The sequence below is a fragment of the Streptomyces sp. RGM 3693 genome, from assembly GCF_050471125.1.
Classification (GTDB): Bacteria; Actinomycetota; Actinomycetes; order Streptomycetales; family Streptomycetaceae; genus Streptomyces.
On record NZ_JBMPPQ010000001.1, the window covers coordinates 1,101,671 to 1,122,189 of the forward strand.

The 20,519-nt window shown below is 72.5% G+C and carries 21 protein-coding genes; 10 read left to right on the forward strand and 11 right to left on the reverse strand.

Annotation, left to right across the window (positions count from 1 at the left end):
• Positions 1 to 349: 349 nt before the first annotated feature.
• The 4 genes from ACO0M4_RS04665 to recX all read left to right on the forward strand — a co-directional run bounded on the left by ACO0M4_RS04665 (position 350) and on the right by recX (position 3,954).
• Positions 350 to 544: a DUF3046 domain-containing protein gene (locus ACO0M4_RS04665; RefSeq protein WP_390025793.1), complete on the forward strand. Its 195-nt coding sequence runs from the start codon at positions 350 to 352 to the stop codon at positions 542 to 544.
• Between the two features lie 45 nt (positions 545 to 589).
• Entirely contained in the window at positions 590 to 1,936 is a 1,347-nt protein-coding gene (locus tag ACO0M4_RS04670; protein ID WP_430368322.1) for an AI-2E family transporter, read from the forward strand.
• A gap of 221 nt (positions 1,937 to 2,157) precedes the next feature.
• Entirely contained in the window at positions 2,158 to 3,279 is a 1,122-nt protein-coding gene (gene recA, locus ACO0M4_RS04675) for a recombinase RecA (protein ID WP_430368323.1), read from the forward strand.
• 6 nt (positions 3,280 to 3,285) lie between these two features.
• Entirely contained in the window at positions 3,286 to 3,954 is a 669-nt protein-coding gene (gene recX, locus ACO0M4_RS04680) for a recombination regulator RecX (RefSeq protein WP_430368324.1), read from the forward strand.
• A 458-nt stretch (positions 3,955 to 4,412) separates the two neighbouring features.
• Here the strand turns inward: recX and ACO0M4_RS04685 are convergent, their stop codons facing one another.
• From ACO0M4_RS04685 to ACO0M4_RS04720, 8 genes are all read right to left on the reverse strand, one after another.
• On the reverse strand, positions 4,413 to 4,832 hold the full coding sequence (locus ACO0M4_RS04685; RefSeq protein WP_430368325.1) for a rhodanese-like domain-containing protein: 420 nt from the start codon (positions 4,830 to 4,832) through the stop codon (positions 4,413 to 4,415).
• Positions 4,832 to 5,371, reverse strand: a complete 540-nt coding sequence (locus ACO0M4_RS04690; protein ID WP_430368326.1) for a cysteine dioxygenase — start codon at positions 5,369 to 5,371, stop codon at positions 4,832 to 4,834. The genes ACO0M4_RS04685 and ACO0M4_RS04690 overlap by 1 nt, the downstream gene beginning before the upstream one ends.
• Before the next feature lie 96 nt (positions 5,372 to 5,467).
• Positions 5,468 to 5,554: a putative leader peptide gene (locus ACO0M4_RS04695; RefSeq protein WP_311044721.1), complete on the reverse strand. Its 87-nt coding sequence runs from the start codon at positions 5,552 to 5,554 to the stop codon at positions 5,468 to 5,470.
• Positions 5,547 to 7,358, reverse strand: coding sequence for an FAD-dependent monooxygenase (locus ACO0M4_RS04700; protein WP_430368327.1), 1,812 nt, complete (start codon positions 7,356 to 7,358; stop codon positions 5,547 to 5,549). The genes ACO0M4_RS04695 and ACO0M4_RS04700 overlap by 8 nt, the downstream gene beginning before the upstream one ends.
• Before the next feature lie 185 nt (positions 7,359 to 7,543).
• Entirely contained in the window at positions 7,544 to 8,479 is a 936-nt protein-coding gene (locus ACO0M4_RS04705; RefSeq protein ID WP_430368328.1) for an amino acid ABC transporter permease, read from the reverse strand.
• Between the two features lie 91 nt (positions 8,480 to 8,570).
• Positions 8,571 to 9,218 carry an amino acid ABC transporter permease gene (locus ACO0M4_RS04710; RefSeq protein WP_430368329.1) on the reverse strand — a complete coding sequence of 216 codons (648 nt, stop codon included), beginning with the start codon at positions 9,216 to 9,218 and terminating at the stop codon, positions 8,571 to 8,573.
• A gap of 165 nt (positions 9,219 to 9,383) precedes the next feature.
• Entirely contained in the window at positions 9,384 to 10,295 is a 912-nt protein-coding gene (locus tag ACO0M4_RS04715) for a glutamate ABC transporter substrate-binding protein (RefSeq protein WP_430368330.1), read from the reverse strand.
• A gap of 56 nt (positions 10,296 to 10,351) precedes the next feature.
• Entirely contained in the window at positions 10,352 to 11,137 is a 786-nt protein-coding gene (locus ACO0M4_RS04720; protein WP_430368331.1) for an amino acid ABC transporter ATP-binding protein, read from the reverse strand.
• Between the two features lie 282 nt (positions 11,138 to 11,419).
• Here ACO0M4_RS04720 and ACO0M4_RS04725 point away from each other — a divergent pair, with 282 nt between their 5' ends.
• Positions 11,420 to 12,163, forward strand: a complete 744-nt coding sequence (locus tag ACO0M4_RS04725) for a response regulator transcription factor (protein WP_430368332.1) — start codon at positions 11,420 to 11,422, stop codon at positions 12,161 to 12,163.
• Positions 12,164 to 12,178: 15 nt separating this feature from the next.
• On the forward strand, positions 12,179 to 13,633 hold the full coding sequence (locus ACO0M4_RS04730; RefSeq protein WP_430368333.1) for an ATP-binding protein: 1,455 nt from the start codon (positions 12,179 to 12,181) through the stop codon (positions 13,631 to 13,633).
• A 36-nt stretch (positions 13,634 to 13,669) separates the two neighbouring features.
• On the opposite strand, the gene ACO0M4_RS04735 is transcribed toward ACO0M4_RS04730, so the two are convergent.
• Both ACO0M4_RS04735 and ACO0M4_RS04740 read right to left on the reverse strand, forming a co-directional pair.
• Positions 13,670 to 14,662 (reverse strand): TAXI family TRAP transporter solute-binding subunit, encoded by a 993-nt coding sequence (locus ACO0M4_RS04735; RefSeq protein WP_430368334.1) that lies wholly within the window; start codon positions 14,660 to 14,662, stop codon positions 13,670 to 13,672.
• Positions 14,663 to 14,710: 48 nt separating this feature from the next.
• Positions 14,711 to 15,646: a LysR family transcriptional regulator gene (locus ACO0M4_RS04740; RefSeq protein ID WP_430368335.1), complete on the reverse strand. Its 936-nt coding sequence runs from the start codon at positions 15,644 to 15,646 to the stop codon at positions 14,711 to 14,713.
• A 119-nt stretch (positions 15,647 to 15,765) separates the two neighbouring features.
• Between ACO0M4_RS04740 and ACO0M4_RS04745 the strand changes: the two genes are divergently transcribed.
• The 3 genes from ACO0M4_RS04745 (at position 15,766) to ACO0M4_RS04755 (ending at position 18,738) form a co-directional block, all read left to right on the forward strand.
• Positions 15,766 to 16,368, forward strand: coding sequence for a maleylpyruvate isomerase family mycothiol-dependent enzyme (locus ACO0M4_RS04745; RefSeq protein WP_430368336.1), 603 nt, complete (start codon positions 15,766 to 15,768; stop codon positions 16,366 to 16,368).
• A 75-nt stretch (positions 16,369 to 16,443) separates the two neighbouring features.
• Positions 16,444 to 17,967 carry a tRNA (N6-isopentenyl adenosine(37)-C2)-methylthiotransferase MiaB gene (miaB, locus tag ACO0M4_RS04750; RefSeq protein WP_430368337.1) on the forward strand — a complete coding sequence of 508 codons (1,524 nt, stop codon included), beginning with the start codon at positions 16,444 to 16,446 and terminating at the stop codon, positions 17,965 to 17,967.
• A 51-nt stretch (positions 17,968 to 18,018) separates the two neighbouring features.
• Positions 18,019 to 18,738: a class III extradiol dioxygenase subunit B-like domain-containing protein gene (locus tag ACO0M4_RS04755; protein ID WP_430368338.1), complete on the forward strand. Its 720-nt coding sequence runs from the start codon at positions 18,019 to 18,021 to the stop codon at positions 18,736 to 18,738.
• A 114-nt stretch (positions 18,739 to 18,852) separates the two neighbouring features.
• Here the strand turns inward: ACO0M4_RS04755 and ACO0M4_RS04760 are convergent, their stop codons facing one another.
• Entirely contained in the window at positions 18,853 to 19,320 is a 468-nt protein-coding gene (locus ACO0M4_RS04760; protein WP_430368339.1) for a hypothetical protein, read from the reverse strand.
• A 183-nt stretch (positions 19,321 to 19,503) separates the two neighbouring features.
• Between ACO0M4_RS04760 and miaA the strand changes: the two genes are divergently transcribed.
• Positions 19,504 to 20,442 (forward strand): tRNA (adenosine(37)-N6)-dimethylallyltransferase MiaA, encoded by a 939-nt coding sequence (gene miaA / locus ACO0M4_RS04765; protein ID WP_430368340.1) that lies wholly within the window; start codon positions 19,504 to 19,506, stop codon positions 20,440 to 20,442.
• Positions 20,443 to 20,519 lie beyond the last annotated feature (77 nt).

A 20,519-nucleotide genomic window follows, 5' to 3' on the forward strand; every position in this document is an offset into this window, starting at 1 on the left:
GTCGCGGGGCGTGCCGCGCGGCGGCAGAAGAGGGCGGTTCCGGCCAGGAAGACGACGATTGCGCCGAGCCGGTTTCACATTTGACTGCTCGATTGCGCAATCTAGCAAGTGTGTGGGGGTGATCGGACCAGCCGTCCGGGGCGCGCCGCGACCGGCCGGGACCCGGGCGACCGGGCCGCGACGTCCCGGTGGCGCGGACCGCGGACCCAGGAACGGCCCGACCTCGCTGGCCTTCCGCCCGGCTCCGGCGGTATGAAGGAGCCGGGCTCGAACGCCCGCCTCGGGCGCTCGCGCGAAGCGGCGGGAAGCCGGGGAAGGTGCAGGCCGGAGTGGGTGTGAGGCGGGAATCATGCGGTTGACGGTGTTCTGGGAGCGGATGGCGGACCACTTCGGTACGGCCTACGCCGACTCCTTCGCGCGCGATCACGTGATGTCGGGGCTCGGTGGCCGTACCGTCCATGAGGCACTGGCGGCGGGGTGGAGCGCTAAAGAGGTGTGGCGGGTGGTCTGCACCGCGATGGATGTGCCGCAGAACAAGCGGTGAGCGGGCGGCGGCCGGGTGTCGGCGCGGTGCGCGACACTTGGCTGCGTGTCCGTGACAGATGAGATCAGCAGCCACGACGGCCCCCGCCCCGGCGACCCGCCGCAGGACCGGTCCGATGACCGGCGCGCGGAGCGGATGCCGCGCTGGCTCCCGCGCGCCATGGTGCTCGCGCTCGCCCTGGTGGCCTGTTTCCAGCTGGCCACCTGGGGCTTCCACCAGCTGATCGGCCTGCTGCTGAACGTGCTCATCGCGTTCTTCCTCGCGCTGGCCATCGAGCCGGCCGTCGACTGGATGGCCGGCCGTGGCATGCGGCGCGGGCTCGCCACCGGCCTGGTGTTCCTGGCGATCCTGGTCGCCACGGTGGGCTTCTTCACACTGCTGGGATCCATGCTGGCCGGCCAGATAGCCACCATGGTCGAGGAGTTCCCGCAGTACCTGGACTCCGTCATCAGCTGGAGCAACAGCACCTTCCACACCCACCTCTCCCGGGTCCAGGTGCAGAACAACCTGCTGAACTCCGACTGGCTGCAGAAGTACGTCCAGGACAGCGCCAACAACGCCCTGGCGGTCTCCGCCCAGGTGCTGGGCGGGCTGTTCAACCTCCTCACCGTCGCGCTGTTCTCGTTCTACTTCGCCGCCGACGGCCCCCGGCTGCGGCGGGCGCTGTGCTCGGTGCTGCCGCCCCGTAGGCAGGCCGAGGTGCTGCGCGCCTGGGAGATAGCGGTCGCCAAGACCGGCGGGTACCTCTACTCCCGCGGCCTGATGGCGCTGATATCCGGGGTCGCGCACTACGTCCTGCTGGAGATCCTGGGCGTGCCCTACGCCCCGGCGCTCGGCATGTGGGTCGGCCTGATCTCGCAGTTCGTGCCCACGATCGGCACGTACATGGCGGGTGCGCTGCCCATCCTGATCGCGTTCACCGTCAATCCCTGGTACGCGCTGTGGGTCTTCGGCTTCGTCGTGGTCTACCAGCAGTTCGAGAACTACCTCCTCCAGCCCCGGATCACCGCCAAGACCGTGGATATCCACCCCGCCGTCGCCTTCGGCTCGGTGATCGCCGGTACGGCCCTGATGGGCGCGGTCGGCGCGCTGATCGCGATCCCGGCCACCGCGACGCTCCAGGCGTTCCTGGGGGCGTACGTCAAGCGGTACGAGGTCACCGCGGATCCGCGGGTCCGCCTCTGGGCGAGGCGTCGGGGCGGGGCCCCGGACGGTGCTGCCGGCGCCGCGCCGGGCCCGGCGCGGGAAGCGGGCCGGGCGCCGGCCGGGGAGACGACCCGGGAGCCGGCCGGGGAGACGACCGCCGGGGAGGCGGGCCGGGAGTCGGGTGCCGGTGTGCCGGGCGGCCAACGGGACACCGTGCCGGGCGGCGCGCGGCGGGACGGCGAGTGACGCCGGCGGTGCGGTGGTGCGGCGAGTGGCGCGCTTGACACCAAAATCGAACATCCATTCTCATGGGGTGTCCGGCCGCCTGACGCGGCTCCGGCCCATGGGAATCCCGGGCCGACCGCCGGGTTATCCACAGGCCGGGTCCGGGTCCGGGCGCATTGTCAGTGGCAGGCGTTAGCGTCATGGACGTGAAGCGATCGACTCAAGCAAACCGGGTGGAACCCATGGCAGGCACCGACCGCGAGAAGGCGCTGGACGCCGCACTCGCACAGATTGAACGGCAATTCGGCAAGGGCGCGGTCATGCGCATGGGCGAGCGGCCGAGGGAGCCCATCGAGATCATCCCGACCGGCTCGACCGCCCTCGACGTCGCGCTCGGCGTCGGCGGCCTGCCGCGCGGCCGGGTCGTGGAGGTCTACGGACCGGAATCCTCCGGTAAGACCACCCTGACCCTGCACGCGGTGGCGAACGCACAGAAGGCCGGCGGCCAGGTCGCGTTCGTGGACGCCGAGCACGCCCTCGACCCCGAGTACGCGCGCAAGCTCGGCGTCGACATCGACAACCTCATCCTGTCCCAGCCGGACAACGGCGAGCAGGCCCTGGAGATCGTCGACATGCTGGTCCGCTCCGGCGCCCTGGACCTCATCGTGATCGACTCCGTGGCCGCCCTGGTGCCGCGAGCCGAGATCGAGGGTGAGATGGGCGACTCCCACGTCGGCCTCCAGGCCCGCCTGATGAGCCAGGCCCTGCGGAAGATCACCAGCGCGCTCAACCAGTCCAAGACCACCGCGATCTTCATCAACCAGCTCCGCGAGAAGATCGGCGTGATGTTCGGCTCCCCGGAGACCACGACCGGTGGCCGTGCGCTGAAGTTCTACGCCTCCGTCCGGATCGACATCCGCCGGATCGAGACCCTCAAGGACGGCACGGAGGCGGTCGGTAACCGCACCCGCTGCAAGGTCGTGAAGAACAAGGTCGCGCCGCCCTTCAAGCAGGCCGAGTTCGACATCCTCTACGGCCAGGGCATCAGCCGCGAGGGCGGTCTGATCGACATGGGCGTCGAGCACGGCTTCATCCGCAAGTCCGGCGCCTGGTACACCTACGAGGGCGACCAGCTCGGCCAGGGCAAGGAGAACGCCCGCAACTTCCTCAAGGACAACCCCGATCTCGCCAATGAGGTCGAGAGGAAGATCAAGGAGAAGCTGGGCATCGGCGTGAAGCCGCAGGAAGACACGGCGGAGCCCGGCGCGGACACCGCCGGCTCGGAAGAGGCGTCGGTCAAGGTCGCAGCGGCGGCGGCCACCAAGACCGCCAAGGGCGCCAAGGCCACGGCGGCTAAGAGCTGACGCGCCATGACACGGCGAACGGAATGGCCGGACAGCGCCGGCTCCAGCAGCGCTGCCGGCGACGCCGAGAACCGTAGCGGCCGGACGCGCGGCGCCGTCCCCGAGGACGGTGCCGCGCCCAGGGACGGCGGTGGTTCCCGCCCGTCGAGGGCCGGGTCGGGACCGCCGCGTACGCCCGAGGAGCAGGCGCGGGCGATCTGCCTGCGCCTGCTCACCGGGAGTCCGCGTACCCGTCGGCAGTTGGCGGACGCCCTGCGGGAGCGGGGCATCCCCGACGAGGCCGCGGAGGAGGTGCTGGCCCGGTTCGAGGACGTCGGGCTGATCGACGACGCGGCGTTCGCCGACGCCTGGGTGGACTCCCGGCACCACGGCCGGGGCCTGGCCCGCCGCGCCCTCGCCCGCGAGCTGCGCACCAAAGGCGTGGACTCCGCCCTGATCGACCAGGCCGTCGGCCGGCTCGACCCCGAGCAGGAGGAGTCCACCGCCCGCGAGCTCGTCGACCGCAAGCTGCGCGCCACCCGCGGCCTGGACCGCGCCAAGCGGCTGCGCCGCCTGGCCGGCATGCTGGCCCGCAAGGGCTATCCGGAGGGCCTCGCCCTCCGCGTCGTCCGCCAGGCCCTGGAGGAGGAGGGCGAGGACCCGGAAGGCTTCGACCACCACCTGCCGGACGCCTGACCGGTCCGGGCCCGCGCGCCCGTCGGCGACACCTGGCCGCCCCGATCAGGGGCAGCCGTGCCGGTCGCCCCGCGGCGCCGCCTGAACCAGCATGCTCGCGACGGCAGTTGAGCCACCGACCGGCCCCGGCCTCTCCTCAACCGAACCGAACCGAACCGGCCCGGACCGAACCGAACCGGACCCACACCGAACCGGACCGGCCTGGCCGGCAACGACTCGCCCGCCCTCCGCTCGCTCCGCCCTCCGAGCTGCCCTAGGTGTATTGCCCTGTGAGGTCGTCGGTCGTCAGACTCCCGCCTGCCGGCCGATGCCCAGCCCCTTCCCTGGACGGACGACGGGGGTCCGACGACAACCCCCATGGCCTGTCCGGTGGATCAGGATCGGACCGGCCTCAGCCCTCCACTGGCAGGCAGCCTTTGGCCCTCCACCGGCAGCCCTTGGCCCCCAACTGGTAGCCCTCAGCCCTCCACCGGCAGTCCCGCCTCCCGTACCGGTTGTCCCGCCTCCCGTACCGGCAGTCCCGCCGCTCGCCACGCCTGGAAGCCGCCGATCAGGTCGGTGGCGCGGTGGAGGCCGAGTTCGTGCAGGGAAACCGCGGCGAGGCTGGAGGCGTAGCCCTCGTTGCAGATCACGACGATCGGCAGGTCGTGGTGGGTCGCCTCGGGGGCGCGGTGCTCACCCGTCGGATCGAGCCGCCATTCCAGCTCGTTGCGCTCGACGATCAGCGCCCCGGGGATGGTGCCGTCGTGTTCCCGCAGCCGTGCGTAGCGGATGTCCACCAGCAGCCCGCCGCTCTCCTGGAGCGCCGCGGCCTGGGCCGGGCCCACCCTGGTCAGCCCGCGCCGGGCCCGTGCCAGCAGTTCGTCGACCGCGCTCATCACCACTCCTCCGGACGTTCGACCTCTTCGAGCCGCAGCACCGGTCCGGTGCGGCTGTAGCGCCGCATCAGCGGCAGCGGCGGGTAGTAGGCATGCACCGACACGGCATGGGTGTCGGGGGAGAGGTTGAGCACCTGGTGCACGTGGTGCGGGCCGAACGCCCGGCCCCGGCCGTCGCTCAGCCGCCGCTCCCGGTCGACGTCGTCGGCGAGTTCCAGGGTCTTCCAGCCCTCGGTGGGGAGCGCGGCGGCGAGCGACTGCTCGGTCAACTCCCCGGCGGCCGCCGCGAAGGCGCCGCGCGAGCCGCCGTGGTCGTGCCAGCCGGTGCCGGTGCCGGGCGGCCAACCGATCAGCCAGGCTTCGCTGCCGCCCGGACCGTCCAGCCGGACCCAGGTGCGGCCTTCCGGGTCGAGCGGCAGGGACGCGACCAGCGCGCGATCGGCGGCGGTGCGGCGGGCGAAGTCGAGGAGTTCGGCGGCGCTGGGGCCACCGTCGTGGGCGCGGGCACGCGGGCGCGCAGGAATCTGTACGTCGGGCACGGAGACCGTCCTGAGTGATCGGGGGCGCGGCCGCCGGATAGCCGGCGCACTGCCGCGCGGGGAAGGCCACCGCGGCGACGGCCGCGGCGGTGGGGATCAACAGGACGGACGACACATGCAGCCCGCATAGCGGACCAGGTCCAGATGGACCCTCCGCCAGAATCGCGAGCTGTGATCAGTCACTCTCGGAGTGAAGCATGGGTTTTCCCGGAGGGTCAACCGGCACCGCGTCCGTCGCCGGCTCCGCCGCGGCGCCGTCCGGCCCGCCCCCAGGCTCCCGGGTGGACCCGTCCGCGGCCGGCCGGCGGTTCTCCGCCCCCTTCGCCCCGTTCGTCCCGCCGCGCACCGCGTCGGCACAGACGGCCAGTTCGTCCGGGCGGACCCCGGACAGCGCGGCGACCAGATGGCCGTCGGGCCGCACCACCAGCACGGTGTGCGCCGCGGCGCCCGGATACGCCTCGGTGACCAGGATCTCCGCGCGCATCGGCAGCGCGCCGACCGCGTCCGTCAGCCGGGGCATCAACCCCGCCGACTGCCAGTGCCGCCGGTCCCAGACCCCGGTTCCGGGCGCCACCAGCACCACCAACAACCCCTGCCCGAGCCGGTCGCGCAGCCCCACCGACGCGCCGTCGGAGGCAGTCACCGGCACGTCCACCACCGGCGCCCCCGGGAGAGTGCCGACCGCCGCCTCGCCGGGCAGGTCGACGGGCGCGGCCAGCGGCGTCCGCAGATAGGCCGGGGCCGCCCCGAGCGGACCGCGGCCCAGGTGACCGTCGGTCAGCAGGGTGCTGCGCCCGCGTGCCGCACCCGGCAGTACCGTCCGCCAGCGCACCGCGCCGCCGTCCCGCAGCAGCGGCAACGCCGAGTCCGCGGCCCGCAACCGGGCGGCGACCGCGCCCCGGCGCTCGGCCTGGTAGCTGTCCAACAGGGTCTCGGTGGCGCCGTGGTGCCAGGCCAGGCCCAGCTTCCAGGCGAGGTTCTCGGCGTCCCGCAGGCCCTCGTCCAGGCCCTGGGTGCCCAGCGCGCCCAACAGGTGGGCGGCGTCGCCGGCGAGGAAGGCACGGCCCTGCCGCCAGGTCCGGGCCAGCCGGTGGTGGACGGTGTGGACGCCGGTGTCGAGGAGTTCGTAGGGCGGGACCAGGCCGGTGTGTCCGCGTCCGCCCGCCGCGGTGCCCTCGCCGGCGGATCCGTCCGCGGCCTCCGTGGCCCAGCCGGCCAGCGAGTCGCGGATCCGGGCCACCAGCGCGTCCGGGGTCACCAGCTCGCGTCCCGGGGGCAGCAGCCAGTCCAGTCGCCAGGCCCCGCCGGACAGCGGCCGGGCGGACACCTCGCTGACCCGGCCACCGCCGTGCCGGGCCGGCGAGCGGTGCAGCAGCGCCTCACCGGGCCAGGGGAGTTCGGTGCGCAGCGTGGCCACCGCGTGCCGTTCGACGGCGGTGCGGCCCGGGAAGCGGATGTCCAGCAGTTTGCGGACGGTGGACCGCGGGCCGTCGCAGCCGACGAGGTAACTCCCGCGCCACCAGGTCCCGTTGTCGCCGCGGGTCTGGGCGCTGACGCCCTTGCCGTCCTGTTCGACCGCGGCCAGCCGGCTGTCGGAGACGAGCTGGGCGAGCGGTTCGCCGGACAGCGCGGCGCGCAGCGCGCGGGTCAGTGCGTGCTGCGCGAGGTGTACCGGGGAGGCGGTGGCCCCGTCCCGGTCCGTTCCGTCGGTGCCGTCGTCGGCGAAGGCGACCCGTTCCAGCAGCCGGCGCCGCCGCATGGTGCGCCACGCCGACCAGCGGGTGCCGGCGCTCGTCAGGACGTCCGCGCAGCCGAGCCGGGCGGTGAATGCCGCGGTGTCCGGGCGGAGTACGACGGTGCGGGCGGGCCGGGCCTCCTCCTGGCCGGCGGTCTCGTCGAGGACGACGACGGGCACGTCGTGCCGGGTCAGGGCGAGGGCGAGGGCGAGACCGACCGGGCCGGCCCCGACGACGATCACCGGCTCCACGGGGCGGCTCCCTGGATCCGGCGGTACGTACGGGACGTGCGGGAACTGGGGGTGGGAGCCCGGTGCGTGATCACACAGCGTATGCAACCCATTGCGGCCGCTGGCGTCAAGTGACGGAGGCGGTGGCGCCGTTGCCACCGCCTCCAGACGGGCCGGTACCGGCCGCGGTGCGACCGGAGGTCCCGTCAGTCCTTCGTGGCCGCCGGTGCGTCGGTGGCCGGACCGGTGGACTCCGCGGCATCCGTGGCCGTTACCGGCTCGGCGGCGGGGGCCACTCCGATGCCGGTGCGGGCCCGGCGCCCGCGCCGCTCGATCCAGTTGGCCAGGGCGGACAGCGCCAGGCACATCGCCACGTAGATGCTGCCGACGACGGTGATCACCGGGATGTAGGTGTCGTTCCCGTTGACGAGGATGTTGGTGCTCATCAGACGGGCGGTGTAGAGGAGCTCTTCGAAGGTGATGATGTAGCCGAGCGAGGTGTCCTTCAGGGTCACCACCAGCTGGCTGATGATCGTCGGCAGCATCGCGCGGATCGCCTGCGGGATCAGCACGGTCGTCATGACCTGCGTCTTGCTCATGCCGAGCGCGTACGCGGCCTCTCGCTGGCCCTTGGGCACGGAGTTGATGCCGGCCCGCAGCACCTCGGCCTGCACCGAGCCGTTGTAGACCGTCAGGCCCGCGACCAGCGCCCAGAACTGCGGCTGGCTGCCGGTGAGGCCCAGCGCGTCCCGGCTGGTGAGGAGGATGACCCACAGCGCGTAGATGGTGATCAGCAGCGGGACCGCACGGAACAGCTCGATGAAGCCGGTGGCCACCCAGCGGATCGGCTTGTGGTCGGAGAGCCGGGCCACGGTCAGCAGCAGGCCCAGTGCCAGCGACAGCACCGCCGCCACCGCGAAGACCTGAAGGGTCGTCAGGATGCCGTCGCGGATGCTGGTCCGCACCCCGGCGTAGTTGAAGATCTGCCAGACCGCCGGGTCCAGTTGGCCCTTGGAGTTCAGCCGCAGGAACGCGAAGGCGAACAGCCCCAGCACCGCCAGTGCGCCGATGACGCTGTAGATGCGGTTGCGGGCCTTCGCCTTCGGCCCCGGCACGTCGTAGAGAACGCTCGCGCCACTCATGCCCTTACCTCGCTTCGTCCCGTACCGCCGGTGTGCGGCGACGGTGCCCGCCCGTAGGTGTCGTTCCTGGTGTTCCAGCCGTCGGATCCGCTCATCGGGCGACCTCCAGTCGGCGCTCCAGCAGCTTGAACAGGCCGCTGACCGAGAAGGTGATGACGAGGTAGGCGAGCGCCGTCCACAGGAAGATCCAGGCGATCGGGTAGCCCCTGTCGTTGAGCAGCTTGGAGACGTTGAACAGCTCGCCGTAGCCGAACGCGCCGGCGATCGCGGAGTTCTTGGTGAGCGCAATGATGATGCTGCTCAGCGGGGGCAGCACGGTACGGGTGGCCTGCGGGAGCACGACCATCCGGAGCGTCTGGGAGAAGGTCATGCCCAGGCTGCGGGCCGCCTCCGCCTGCCCCAGCGGCACGGTGCCGATACCGGACCGCACCGCCTCGCACACGAACGAGGAGGTGTAGAAGCCGAGCGCCAGCGAGGCCAGGATGTACGGGCTGGCGCCCTGGAAGAGGATCTGGGGCACGACGAAGAACGCGACCAGGAAGAGCAGCGTCAGCGGCGTGTTGCGCAGCACCGTCACCCAGGCCGTGCCGAAGGCGCGCAGCGGCGGGACCGGAGAGACCCGGAAACCGGCTATGAGCACGCCGAGCACCAGCGCGAGCAGCGCGGCGGACGCGGTGATCGCCAGGGTTCCGAGGAACCCGTCCCGGAACTCGGGCAAATAATCGAGGAGTACGTTCATGGGGTCTCCGCGGTAGCGGTCGGGTCGGCGGCGGGAAACGGCGGGTACTACGGCGAACTGCGCGACACCGCCCGCAGGTCAGCGGGGCGCGCGGAAGACAGCGCGCCCCGTACACCCGTCGCGGCGGGCGTACGGGGCGGCGCGGTCCGGTGCGTGCGCGGGCCTTTAGTAGCGCGGCAGCGGCGTCTCCGGGGCGACGTAGGGGGAGCCGGACTTGCCGAGCGTGCCCTCGTACGCCTTCTTGTAGTCACCGTTCTTGATGTGGTTCTCCAGCGCGGTGGTGATGGCGTCGCGCAGGGCCTTGTCGTCCTTGTTCAGGCCGACGCCGTAGGGCTCCTTGGTGAAGGGCTTCCCAACGACCCGGAGCTTCCCCGGGCGCTGGGCGGCGTAGCCCTTGAGGATCGCGTCGTCGGTGGTGACCGCGTCGACGGTGCCGTCCAGCAGGTACTTCACACAGTCCGAGTACTTCGACTGCTCGTTGGTGATCGCGCCGTACTTCGGCTTCTTGATCTCCTGGAGCGGGGTGGAGCCGGCGATCGAGCAGACCTTCTTGCCCTTGAGGGAGTCCGGCCCGGTGATGGCCTTGTCGTCCTGGCGCACCAGGAGGTCGGCACCGGCGGTGTAGTACGGGCCGGCGAAGCTGACCTGCTTCTTGCGCTCGTCGTTGATCGTGTACGTACCGACGTAGTAGTCGACCTGGCCCTTGGAGATGGCGGTCTCACGGACGTTGGAGTCGACGGTCTGGAAGTTGATCTGCTTCGCGGAGAAGCCCAGGTCGGCGGCGATCATCTTGGCGATCTCGATGTCGAAGCCGGAGTAGGTGTTGGTCGCCGGGTCCTTGAAACCGAGGAAGGGCTGGTCGGCCTTGACACCGATGGTGATCTTGCCGGCCGCCTGCGCCTTCTTCAGCGTCGCCGAGTCGATCTTCGCGTCCTTGGCGACCGTGTAGTCGGCGCTGTAGACATCGCTGCCGGGCTGCTTGTCGCCCGCCGAGCCGGACTGGCCCCCGCAAGCCGTCGCCGTCGCCGCCAGCGCGAGCACCACCGCACCCGCCGCAGCCGTTTTACGCATCCTCATGGTGAACATCCTTTGGTTCAACAGGTGTTGGCAATCATGGTGGCCCAACCGCGGCCTCAGTGGTGGAGGATCTTCGACAGGAAGTCCTTCGCCCGGTCGCTGCGCGGGTTGTTGAAGAACTGGTTCGGCTCGGCCTCTTCGATGATCTTGCCGTCCGCCATGAAGACCACCCGGTTCGCCGCGGAGCGCGCGAACCCCATCTCGTGGGTGACCACGACCATCGTCATCCCGTCCCGGGCGAGTTGCTGCATGACCTCCAGCACCTCGTTGATCATCTCCGGGTCCAGTGCCGAGGTCGGCTCGTCGAAGAGCATCACCTTCGGGTCCATCGCCAGGGCGCGGGCGATCGCCACCCGCTGCTGCTGGCCGCCGGAAAGCTGTGCGGGGTACTTCTCCGCCTGGGCGCCGACGCCGACTCGGTCGAGCAGCGTACGGGCCTTCTTCTCCGCGGCCGCCTTGTCCGTTTTGCGGACCTTGGTCTGGCCCAGCATCACGTTTTCCAGCACCGTCTTGTGCGCGAAGAGGTTGAAGGACTGGAACACCATGCCGACGTCGGCGCGCAGTCGGGCCAGTTCGCGCCCCTCCTGGGGCAGCGGCTTGCCGTCGATGCTGATGCTGCCGGTGTCGATGGTCTCCAGGCGGTTGATCGTGCGGCACAGGGTGGACTTACCGGACCCGGAGGGCCCGATCACCACGACCACCTCGCCGCGCTGGATTGTCAGGTTGATGTCCTGGAGCACGTGCAGCGCGCCGAAGTGCTTGTTCACGCTGTCCAGTACGACCAACTGGTCTCCCGTGGGCGCAGGACCCCCGGCGGTCTTCGTCACCGGTACTTCGCTCATCGGCGTACAGCTCCGTCCTCCTCGGTTGGGAGGACCCTAATAACGGCCTGCGACCAGCGTCATTACATCTGAGGGAGAATTGAGCATAACGATCCGGCCGCAAACGGACACTTAGGGTGAAGGCGCGGTCCGGGGTGTGTGACGCGGTTACCGACGGTATGTCGTCGTGGGGTACCGGCTGGGTAACGGATGGCGACCCGGAGGTGGCGGCCTCTTGACGGGTGGCCCCCCCATCGCCGTAGATGCCCTGTGGCCCGTACGCACACCGAGAGGAGGGGCCCGATGAGACTGCTGCTCGTCGAGGACGACAACCACGTCGCCGCGGCCCTGTCCGCGGTGCTGGCCCGGCACGGCCTGACCGTCGTGCACGCCCGCAGCGGCGGGGAGGCGCTCCAGGCCCTGCTGCCCGACGACGCCGAGCCGTTCGCCGTGGTGCTGCTCGACCTCGGGCTGCCCGACCAGGACGGCTTCGAGGTGTGCGGCCGGATCCGGAAGGTCTCCTCGACCCCGGTCATCATGGTCACCGCGCGCTCCGACGTCCGCTCCCGGATACACGGCCTCAACCTCGGCGCCGACGACTACGTGGTCAAGCCCTACGACACCGGTGAACTCCTGGCCCGCATCCACGCGGTGAGCCGGCGCACCGGCGCCACGGGCGTCCCCGGCGACCAGCCGGACGAGGAGGGCGGCCCCGGGGAACCGCTGCGGCTCGGACCGCTCACGGTCGAACTCCCCACCCGCCAAGTGTCCGTGGACGGCACGGTGGTCCCGCTCACCCGCAAGGAGTTCGACCTGCTCGCCCTGCTCGCGCAGCGCCCCGGTGTGGTCTTCCGCCGGGAGCAGATCATCAGCGAGGTCTGGCGGACGAGTTGGGAGGGCACCGGCCGCACCCTGGAGGTGCACGTCGCCTCGCTCCGCGCCAAACTCCGGATGCCGGCGCTGATCGAGACGATCCGCGGCGTCGGCTACCGCCTGGCCGCACCGGCCGCCGGTCCCGCCGCGGCCACCCGGCCACCGGCCCCCTGACGGCTGCCCGGCCCCGTGCGCACCCGACTCCTCCCGCTCCTCATCGTCCTGATGGCCGGCGTGCTGCTCGCGCTCGGCATCCCGCTCGGCGTGATCACCGCCGGGGTGGAGCAGCAGAAGGTGGTGGTCGACCGGATCGACGACGCCGCCCGGTTCGCCTCCCTCGCCCAGTTCGTCACCGCCCGCCCCAGTGCCGCCGCCGGCAGCAAGACCCCCGAGGAGGACGAGCGGCTGGCCACCCTACGGGCCGAACTCACCCGCTACCAGGAGCTCTACGGGATCCGGGCCGGCGTCTTCTACCGCGACCACATCCCGATGGCCGCCGCCCCGAAGGACCTGGCGGTGCCCACCGACGGCGAGGGCGCCCAGGCGTTCAGCGAGGCGCTGGCCGGCCGTCGCAGCCACGACCCGCACCAGGTCTGGCCCTGGGATGACACCGGCCGGATCGCGGTCGCCTCGCCCGTCATCCGGGACGGTGACGTGGTCGCCGTGGTCGTCACCGATTCGCCCACCGGACAGATGCGTTCGCGCATCCTGCACGACTGGCTGCTGGTCGCGGCCGGGGAGTGCGCGGCCATGCTGGTGGCCGTCGCCGCGGCGTTCCGGCTCACCGGCTGGGTGCTGCGACCGGTCCGGGTGCTCGACGCGGCCAGCCACGACATCGCCACCGGCCGGATGAACGCCCGGGTCGCCGCCACCGCCGGACCGCCCGAACTCCGCCGGCTGGCCATCTCGTTCAACGAGATGGCCGACCACGTCGAGGACGTCCTGGAGCAGCAGCGCGCGTTCGTCGCCGACGCCTCCCACCAACTGCGCAACCCGCTCTCCGCGCTGCTGCTGCGGATCGAGCTGCTGGCCCTGGAACTCCCCGAGGGCAACGAGGAGATCGCCTCGGTACGCACCGAGGGCAAACGGCTGGCCCGGGTCCTGGACGACCTCCTCGACCTGGCGCTCGCCGAGCACACCGCCGCCGACCTCCATCTCACCGACGTCGCGGCGCTGGCCGCCGAACGCGTCGACGCCTGGCGCCCGCTCGCCGAGGACAAGGGCGTCCGCCTCACCTACGAGGGCCACCCCGCGGTCACCGGCTGGGTCGACCCGGTGGCCCTCTCCAGCGCCCTGGACGCGGTGGTCGACAACGCCCTGAAGTTCACCCCGGCCGGGGAGCCGGTCACGGTGGCCGTGGCCCCCGACGGCGAACGCGTCACGATCACCGTCGCCGACCGCGGCCCCGGGCTCACCGACGACGAACTGGCGCGGATCGGTGACCGGTTCTGGCGCAGCAGCCGCCACCAGAACGTCTCCGGCTCCGGCCTCGGCCTGTCGATCACCCGTACGCTGCTCGCCGCCGGCGGCGCCACCATCGCCTACGCGCCGCACCCGCCGCACGGCCTGGAGGTCACCGTCTCCGTCCCGCGCAGCGCGATCCGACCGCCCGGCCGCATTGCAGCGACGCAATCACCGCATTGATCCGACCAGTGCACTGACGGCATTCACCTAACGCCCTCACTGCTTGATCGAGACGTAGTACTTCCGGGCCCCCACGTGCAGCGGCAGCGGATCGGTGAACACCGCCGTCCGCAGGTCCACGTTCTGCGCCGCGTGCACCACGTGCCCGATCGCGTCCCGGCTGTTGATGACGGTCCTGGTGATCCCGAACGTCAGGGCCGCGTCCTCCCGGTCCGTGGTCACCAGCAGGTTCGCCACCGCGATCGTCTTCACCGCCTGCCCGTTCTGCACGCGCGGATACGCGTCGGCGGGCATCACCGCCGCCCGGTAGTAACGGGTCGGCTCGCCCTGTCGGTGCAATGCCGGAATCAGGTCCCCGAGCTGCACCAGCCGCACCGGGAACTGCTGCGCCAGCCGCTGCACCGCCAGCGTCGGCAGCCCACCCGACCAGAAGAACGCATCCAGCTCATCGTGTTCCAGCATGCTCGGCATCCGGTCGATGCCCACCCGCACCGGGGTGATGTCGGTGTCGAAGTCCAGGCCCGCCGCCTCCATCAGCCGCCGGGTGATCAGCTGGACGCCCGATCCGTCCGCGCCGACCCCCACCCGCAGCCCCCGCAGATCACGGGCCGAGCGCACCGTGGAGCCCCGGGGCACCACCAGCTGCATGTAGTCGTCGTAGAGCCGGGCACAGGCCCGCAGCCGGTCCGCGCCGGCGTCGTGCCGGGCCTGGTAGTCCGCCACCGCGTCCGCCGTGGCGATGGTGAACGCCGCCCGCCCGGAGACCAACTGGCGCAGATTGTCGATCGACCCCTCGCTCTGCTGCAACCGCAGGTCCACCCCGGGCAGCTCCCGTGAGACATCGTCCTTCAGCAACTCCCCGTAGCGCGCGTACACCCCGGTCGGCACGCCGGTGGCCAGCGTCACCTGGCCCCGGGGCGCGGCGGACCCGACCGGCTGCAGGAACCACAGCACCAGCCCGAGGAGAGCCAGGGCCGCGGTCGCAGCGGTCAGCGCCCGGCGGCGGCCGGGGCGGGGGAGTATCGCCATGGGCGGGATCCTGCCAGTCCGCAGGCGCCGGCGGGAGGGGGCGGAAGGTCACGTCTTAGCCGCCGTCCGATCACCGGGTCGGCCCGGTGTTCCCAAGGCCGTCCGCAGGTGTTCCAGCAGCGCCCGGGCCGCCGGTCCGGCCGGTCCGTCGGCCCGCCAGGCCAGCGCGATCCGGCCACGCGGCCGGACCCCGCGGAACTCCAGCGTCCGCAGCCCACCGGCCCTCGCCGCGGCGGGCGCGGGAACGACCGCCACACCCAGACCGCGGGCCGCGAGCCCGGCGAGAAGCTTGGGCGCGGCCGCCTCGAAGGCGATCCGCGGCCGGAACCCGGCGTCGGCACAGACCCGTTCCAGCACCCCACGGATCCCGGTGCCGCGCGGCAGGCTGATCAACGGGACGTCGCGCAGCGCGGCCAACGGGACCCGCCCGTCCTCCGCCGCCAGCAGCGGACTGTCCGGGGCGACCACCGCGACCAGCGGTTCGTCCACGACGATCTGGAACGACAGGCCCGCCGGGGGCTCCTCGTGGGCGGTCCCGAGCAGCGCCAGGTCCAGTTCGCCGCACTGCAGCGCGGCGAGCATCCGCTCCGAACCGTCCGCGGTGAGCGCGATGTCCACCTGAGGGTGGGCGTCGTGGAAGTCCGCCAACAGGGACACCGCCTCGCTCTCCCACACCGCGTCGGCCCCCGACACCAGCCCGAGGGTGACCTGGCCGCGCAGCAGCCCGGTGAACTCCGCCACGGTCTGCCGTGCGCCCTCGACGGCGGCCAGCGCGGCCCGCGCGTACGGCAGCACGGCCGCGCCCACCTCGGTCAGCGTCACCGACCGACCCGAGCGGTCCAGCAGAGGCTGCCCCAGCTCCCGTTCGAGCTGCCGGACCTGGGCGCTGACCCCCGGCTGTGCCAGGTGCAGCCGCGCCGCGGCCCGGGTGAAGTTGGCCTCCTCCGCCACCGCGACGAAGTACAGCAACTGCCGAAGTTCCATAACCAACAATTCTAGTTGCGAGAAGATCAAACTCTTGGACTTATGGTCACGCCGCCAAGATCCTGGAGGTCGAGCGGCCCACCGCGCACCGGGCCGGACTGGACAGGGGGGGCACAACGATGGACATCCGCGCCGCGATCGCCGCCGAGCGCCGCGAACTGGCCGACCTGCTGGACACCCTCTCGCCAGAGCAGTGGGACGCCCCCTCGCTCTGCGCCGGCTGGCGGGTCCGGGAGGTCGCGGCCCACATGTCGCTCGGCTTCCGCTACCCGTTCCCCAAGATCGCCGTTGAGCTCCTCAAGGCCCGCGGCAGCCTGCACCGGATGACCGACCGGTGCGCCCGCAAGGACGCCGCCGCCCTCGCCGCGGCCCTACGGGACCATGCGCACCACCCCTGGACGCCACCCGTCGGCGGCTTCGCGGCGGCCCTGGGCCACGACGTCGTCCACGGCCTCGACCTCGCCGTCCCGCTCGGCCTGGACCGCCGCGTCCCCGAGGACCGACTGCGCGTCCTGCTCGCCGGCATCACCCCGCGCAGCCTGAAGTTCTTCGGCGCCGCCCTCGACGGCGTCGCCCTGCACGCCGACGACCTCGACTGGTCCTACGGCACCGGAACCCCGCTCCGCGGCACCGCCCAGGACCTGCTCATGGTCGCCTTCGGACGGAAACTCCCCGCGGGCCGGCTCCGCGGTGAACCGCAGGCCCGCTTCGCCGCGGCCTGAGCCCGGCCCGCCCTGTGACACCGTCACGCGCGCAGGGCCGCAAAACGCTCCGGCGGGAGCCCGTACCCTGGACGGGTGAGCGGTAACGACGTGGCCGGTGCAGCAGTGGCCGAAGCGAAAACGTACGAGGTGCGCACCTACGGGTGCCAGATGAACGTCCATGACTCCGAGCGGCTCTCGGGCCTCTTGGAGGACGCGGGCTACGTACGGGCCCCGGAGGGCACCGGCGAGGCCGAAGCCGACGTCGTCGTCTTCAACACCTGCGCGGTGCGCGAGAACGCCGACAACCGGCTGTACGGCAACCTCGGCCGGCTCGCGTCGGTCAAGGCCCGACGCCCCGGCATGCAGATCGCGGTCGGCGGCTGCCTGGCTCAGAAGGACCGCGACACCATCGTCAAGAAGGCGCCCTGGGTGGACGTCGTCTTCGGCACGCACAACATCGGCAAGCTGCCGGTCCTCCTGGAGCGCGCCCGCGTCCAGGAGGAGGCGCAGGTCGAGATCGCCGAATCACTGGAGGCGTTCCCCTCGACGCTGCCCACCCGCCGGGAGAGCGCCTACGCGGCCTGGGTCTCCATCTCCGTCGGCTGCAACAACACCTGCACCTTCTGCATCGTCCCGGCGCTGCGCGGCAAGGAGAAGGACCGCCGGCCCGGCGACGTCCTCGCCGAGGTCGAGGCCCTGGTCGCCGAGGGCGTCTCCGAGATCACCCTGCTCGGCCAGAACGTCAACGCCTACGGCTCCGACATCGGCGACCGCGAGGCGTTCAGCAAGCTGCTGCGGGCCTGCGGGAAGATCGAGGGGCTGGAGCGGGTCCGCTTCACCTCCCCGCACCCGCGCGACTTCACCGACGACGTGATCGCGGCGATGGCCGAGACGCCCAGCGTCATGCCGCAGCTCCACATGCCGCTTCAGTCGGGCTCCGACACCGTCCTGAAGGCGATGCGCCGCTCGTACCGCCAGGAGCGCTACCTGGGCATCATCGAGAAGGTGCGCGCCGCCATCCCGCACGCGGCGATCACCACCGACATCATCGTCGGCTTCCCGGGCGAGACCGAGGAGGACTTCGAGCAGACCCTGCACGTCGTCCGCGAGGCCCGGTTCGCCCAGGCGTTCACCTTCCAGTACTCCAAGCGGCCCGGCACCCCGGCCGCCGAGATGGACGGCCAGATCCCCAAGGAGGTCGTGCAGGCCCGCTACGAGCGCCTGGTCGCCCTCCAGGAGGAGATCTCCTGGGACGAGAACAAGAAGCAGGTCGGCCGCACCCTGGAGCTGATGGTCGCGGAGGGCGAGGGCCGCAAGGACGACGCCACCCACCGCCTCTCCGGCCGCGCCGCCGACAACCGCCTGGTCCACTTCACCAAGCCGGACGAGCCGGTGCGCCCCGGCGACGTGGTCACCGTCGAGATCACCTACGCCGCCCCGCACCACCTCCTCGCCGAGGGCCCGGTCCTCGGCGTGCGCCGCACCCGCGCGGGCGACGCCTGGGAGAAGCGCACCGCGGCGGAGGCCGCCAAGCCGGCCGGGGTCCTGCTCGGCCTGCCGAAGGTCGGCGTTCCCGCGCCGCTGCCGGCCGCCACGAGCGGCTGCGGCTGCGACTGATCCCGACCGGTCCACGGACCGGCGCGACGGCCCGGGCGTTACGCTGCGTGCATGCTCGTAGCCGCCGCCATCTGCCCCTGTCCGCCGCTGCTCGTCCCCGAGGTCGCCACGGGCGCCGCACCGGAGTTGGACCCGGTGCGGACCGCATGCCTGGACGCGCTCGGGGTGCTCGCCGCGGCCCGCCCCGACCGGCTGGTCGTCCTCGGCCCGACCACCGACGAGGCCGGTGAGCGACGGTATCCGCAGGGCGCCATCGGCTCGTTCCGCGGCTTCGGAGTGGACCTCGACGTGACCCTGGGAACGGCCGGGCCGGCGCCTACGGCCGGGCCGCAGCTGCCGCCCGCGCTGGCGGTCGGAGCCTGGCTGCTGTCCCGTACGCAGTGGTCCGACGCGCCCGTTGAGGGACTGGGGGTGCCCGAGAACCTGCCCGGGGACCGCTGCCTGCCGCTGGGCCGGGAGCTCGCCGGGTCGGCGTCCCGGGTGGCGCTGTTGGTGCTCGGCGACGGCAGCGCCCGCCGCTCGGTCAAGGCCCCCGGCTACTTCGACGAACGGGCCGAGGCGTTCGACGCCGGCGCGGCCCGCGCCCTGGGGGCCGCCGACACCACCGCCCTGACCACCCTGGACGAGCGGCTCGCCGCCGACCTGATGGTGTCCGGGCGGTCCTGCTGGCAGATCCTGGCGGGCGCCGCCGAGGGGGCCGGGCTGCGCGGCCAGCTGCTGCGCGAGGAGGCCCCCTACGGCGTCGGCTACGTCGTGGCGGCCTGGACGTAGCCCGGTTCGGCCGGGAGCGCCGCGCACGCCCCGCGCGCCGCAGACGCAGCGGCGCGGCGGACCCGGGAGAGCCGTAGCCCCGTCGTCCGCCGCGCCGCGTCCGCCCCTGGGCGGCTACTTCTGCGCGCCCTCGCCGGCCTCGCTGCCGACCGCGGCGGCCGCCGACTGCTGCCGCGGGATCGCGGCGCCGCCCTCCGCGGCGGGCGTCCCGGCGGACTCCGGCTCCGCGCCGTCCGCCGCCGCCCCGTCCGCGGTGGCCCCGGTGCCGTCCGCCCCGGTATCCGCCGCCGCGGCCGTCGCGTCCTTTGCCGGGTCCTCCACGGTGCTCTCCGCTGCGCTCCCTGCCGGGCCCTCCGCATCGGACTCCGCGCCGGACTCCGCGGTCTGCTGCTCCACCTCCACCGGCGCTTCGGCCGGCGCCTCCGACGGCGCCTGCGCCGCGGTCCTGGTTCCGGCCGGCTCCGGGGCGGTGGCCTCGTCCGTCCCCGGCATCCCCTCCGCCGCAGCCTCCGCCGCGGCCGCCGCGGCACTCTCCTCCGCCGCGTCGGACTTGCGCCGGCGGAACCGCGAAAACACGCCCATAATTGCTCCTACGCTCCTCATGTGGGCGAAATCCCCCCGCGCCCGGAGCGTCCTCTTGCGTCGCCCGACGGGCCCCGGCAGCGCACCGGCGTTCGGGGATCTCGCATTCAGGCAACGACGGCATCCGCGCCCCGTCACGTCGCTCGTTCGAGAGGGCACCGTGAGGTTTGCGAGACTGACGGGGTGAACACCGTCGCCCCCGCTCCGCGGGTCATCGCTGTTGTCGGCCCCACCGCGGCCGGAAAGTCCGACCTGGGCGTCGCGCTCGCCCAGCACCTGGGCGGCGAGGTGATCAACGCCGACTCGATGCAGCTCTACCGGGGCATGGACATCGGCACCGCCAAACTCACCCCCGAGGAGCGGCAGGGCGTCCCGCACCACCTGCTCGACATCTGGGACGTCACTCGCGCGGCCAACGTCGCCGAATACCAGCGGCTCGCCCGCGCCGAGATCGACCGGCTGCTCGCCGAGGGCCGCACCCCGGTCCTGGTCGGCGGCTCCGGCCTTTACGTCCGCGGTGCTCTCGACGCCCTGGACTTTCCCGGCACCGACCCCGCCGTCCGAGCCCGCCTGGAGGCCGAACTCGCCGAACTGGGCAGTGGCGCGCTGCACGCCCGCCTCGCCGCCGCCGACCCCGAGGCCGGCCGCGCCATCCTGGCCGGCAACGGCCGCCGGATCGTGCGCGCCCTGGAGGTCATCGAGATCACCGGCCGCCCGTTCACCGCCAACCTCCCCGGCCACGAAGCGGTCTACGACACCCTGCAGATCGGCGTGGACGTCGAGCGCCCCGAACTCGACGAGCGGATCGCCTCACGGGTCGACCGGATGTGGGAGGCCGGCCTGGTCGACGAGGTCCGCCGGCTGGAGACCGCGGGGCTGCGCGAGGGCCGGACCGCCTCACGGGCGCTCGGCTACCAGCAGGTGCTCGGGTACCTGGCGGGGGAGTGCACCGAGCAGGCGGCGCGCGACGAGACGGTGCGCGCCACCAAGCGCTTCGCGCGCCGTCAGGACTCGTGGTTCCGCCGGGACCCACGGGTCCACTGGCTCAGCGGCGCCGCCGACCGCCGGGCCGACCTCCCGGCCCTGGCACTGGCGTTGCTCGAACGACCGGTCACAGCCTGATCACGTCCTGGCATCGGGACGCTCCGGCCGTCATCCGCGCCGCTGAGGGCGTGTCATCATCGACCTTCGATCGAGGC

Coding starts and splice junctions, on each gene's coding strand:
- ACO0M4_RS04665 (WP_390025793.1), top strand. CDS start 350: ATGCGGTTGACGGTGTTCTGGGAGCGGATGGCGGACCACTTCGGTACG.
- recA (WP_430368323.1), top strand. CDS start 2,158: ATGGCAGGCACCGACCGCGAGAAGGCGCTGGACGCCGCACTCGCACAG.
- recX (WP_430368324.1), top strand. CDS start 3,286: ATGACACGGCGAACGGAATGGCCGGACAGCGCCGGCTCCAGCAGCGCT.
- ACO0M4_RS04685 (WP_430368325.1), bottom strand. CDS start 4,832: ATGAGCGCGGTCGACGAACTGCTGGCACGGGCCCGGCGCGGGCTGACC.
- ACO0M4_RS04705 (WP_430368328.1), bottom strand. CDS start 8,479: ATGAGTGGCGCGAGCGTTCTCTACGACGTGCCGGGGCCGAAGGCGAAG.
- ACO0M4_RS04710 (WP_430368329.1), bottom strand. CDS start 9,218: ATGAACGTACTCCTCGATTATTTGCCCGAGTTCCGGGACGGGTTCCTC.
- ACO0M4_RS04715 (WP_430368330.1), bottom strand. CDS start 10,295: ATGAGGATGCGTAAAACGGCTGCGGCGGGTGCGGTGGTGCTCGCGCTG.
- ACO0M4_RS04720 (WP_430368331.1), bottom strand. CDS start 11,137: ATGAGCGAAGTACCGGTGACGAAGACCGCCGGGGGTCCTGCGCCCACG.
- ACO0M4_RS04725 (WP_430368332.1), top strand. CDS start 11,420: ATGAGACTGCTGCTCGTCGAGGACGACAACCACGTCGCCGCGGCCCTG.
- ACO0M4_RS04735 (WP_430368334.1), bottom strand. CDS start 14,662: ATGGCGATACTCCCCCGCCCCGGCCGCCGCCGGGCGCTGACCGCTGCG.
- ACO0M4_RS04740 (WP_430368335.1), bottom strand. CDS start 15,646: ATGGAACTTCGGCAGTTGCTGTACTTCGTCGCGGTGGCGGAGGAGGCC.
- ACO0M4_RS04745 (WP_430368336.1), top strand. CDS start 15,766: ATGGACATCCGCGCCGCGATCGCCGCCGAGCGCCGCGAACTGGCCGAC.
- ACO0M4_RS04755 (WP_430368338.1), top strand. CDS start 18,019: ATGCTCGTAGCCGCCGCCATCTGCCCCTGTCCGCCGCTGCTCGTCCCC.
- ACO0M4_RS04760 (WP_430368339.1), bottom strand. CDS start 19,320: ATGGGCGTGTTTTCGCGGTTCCGCCGGCGCAAGTCCGACGCGGCGGAG.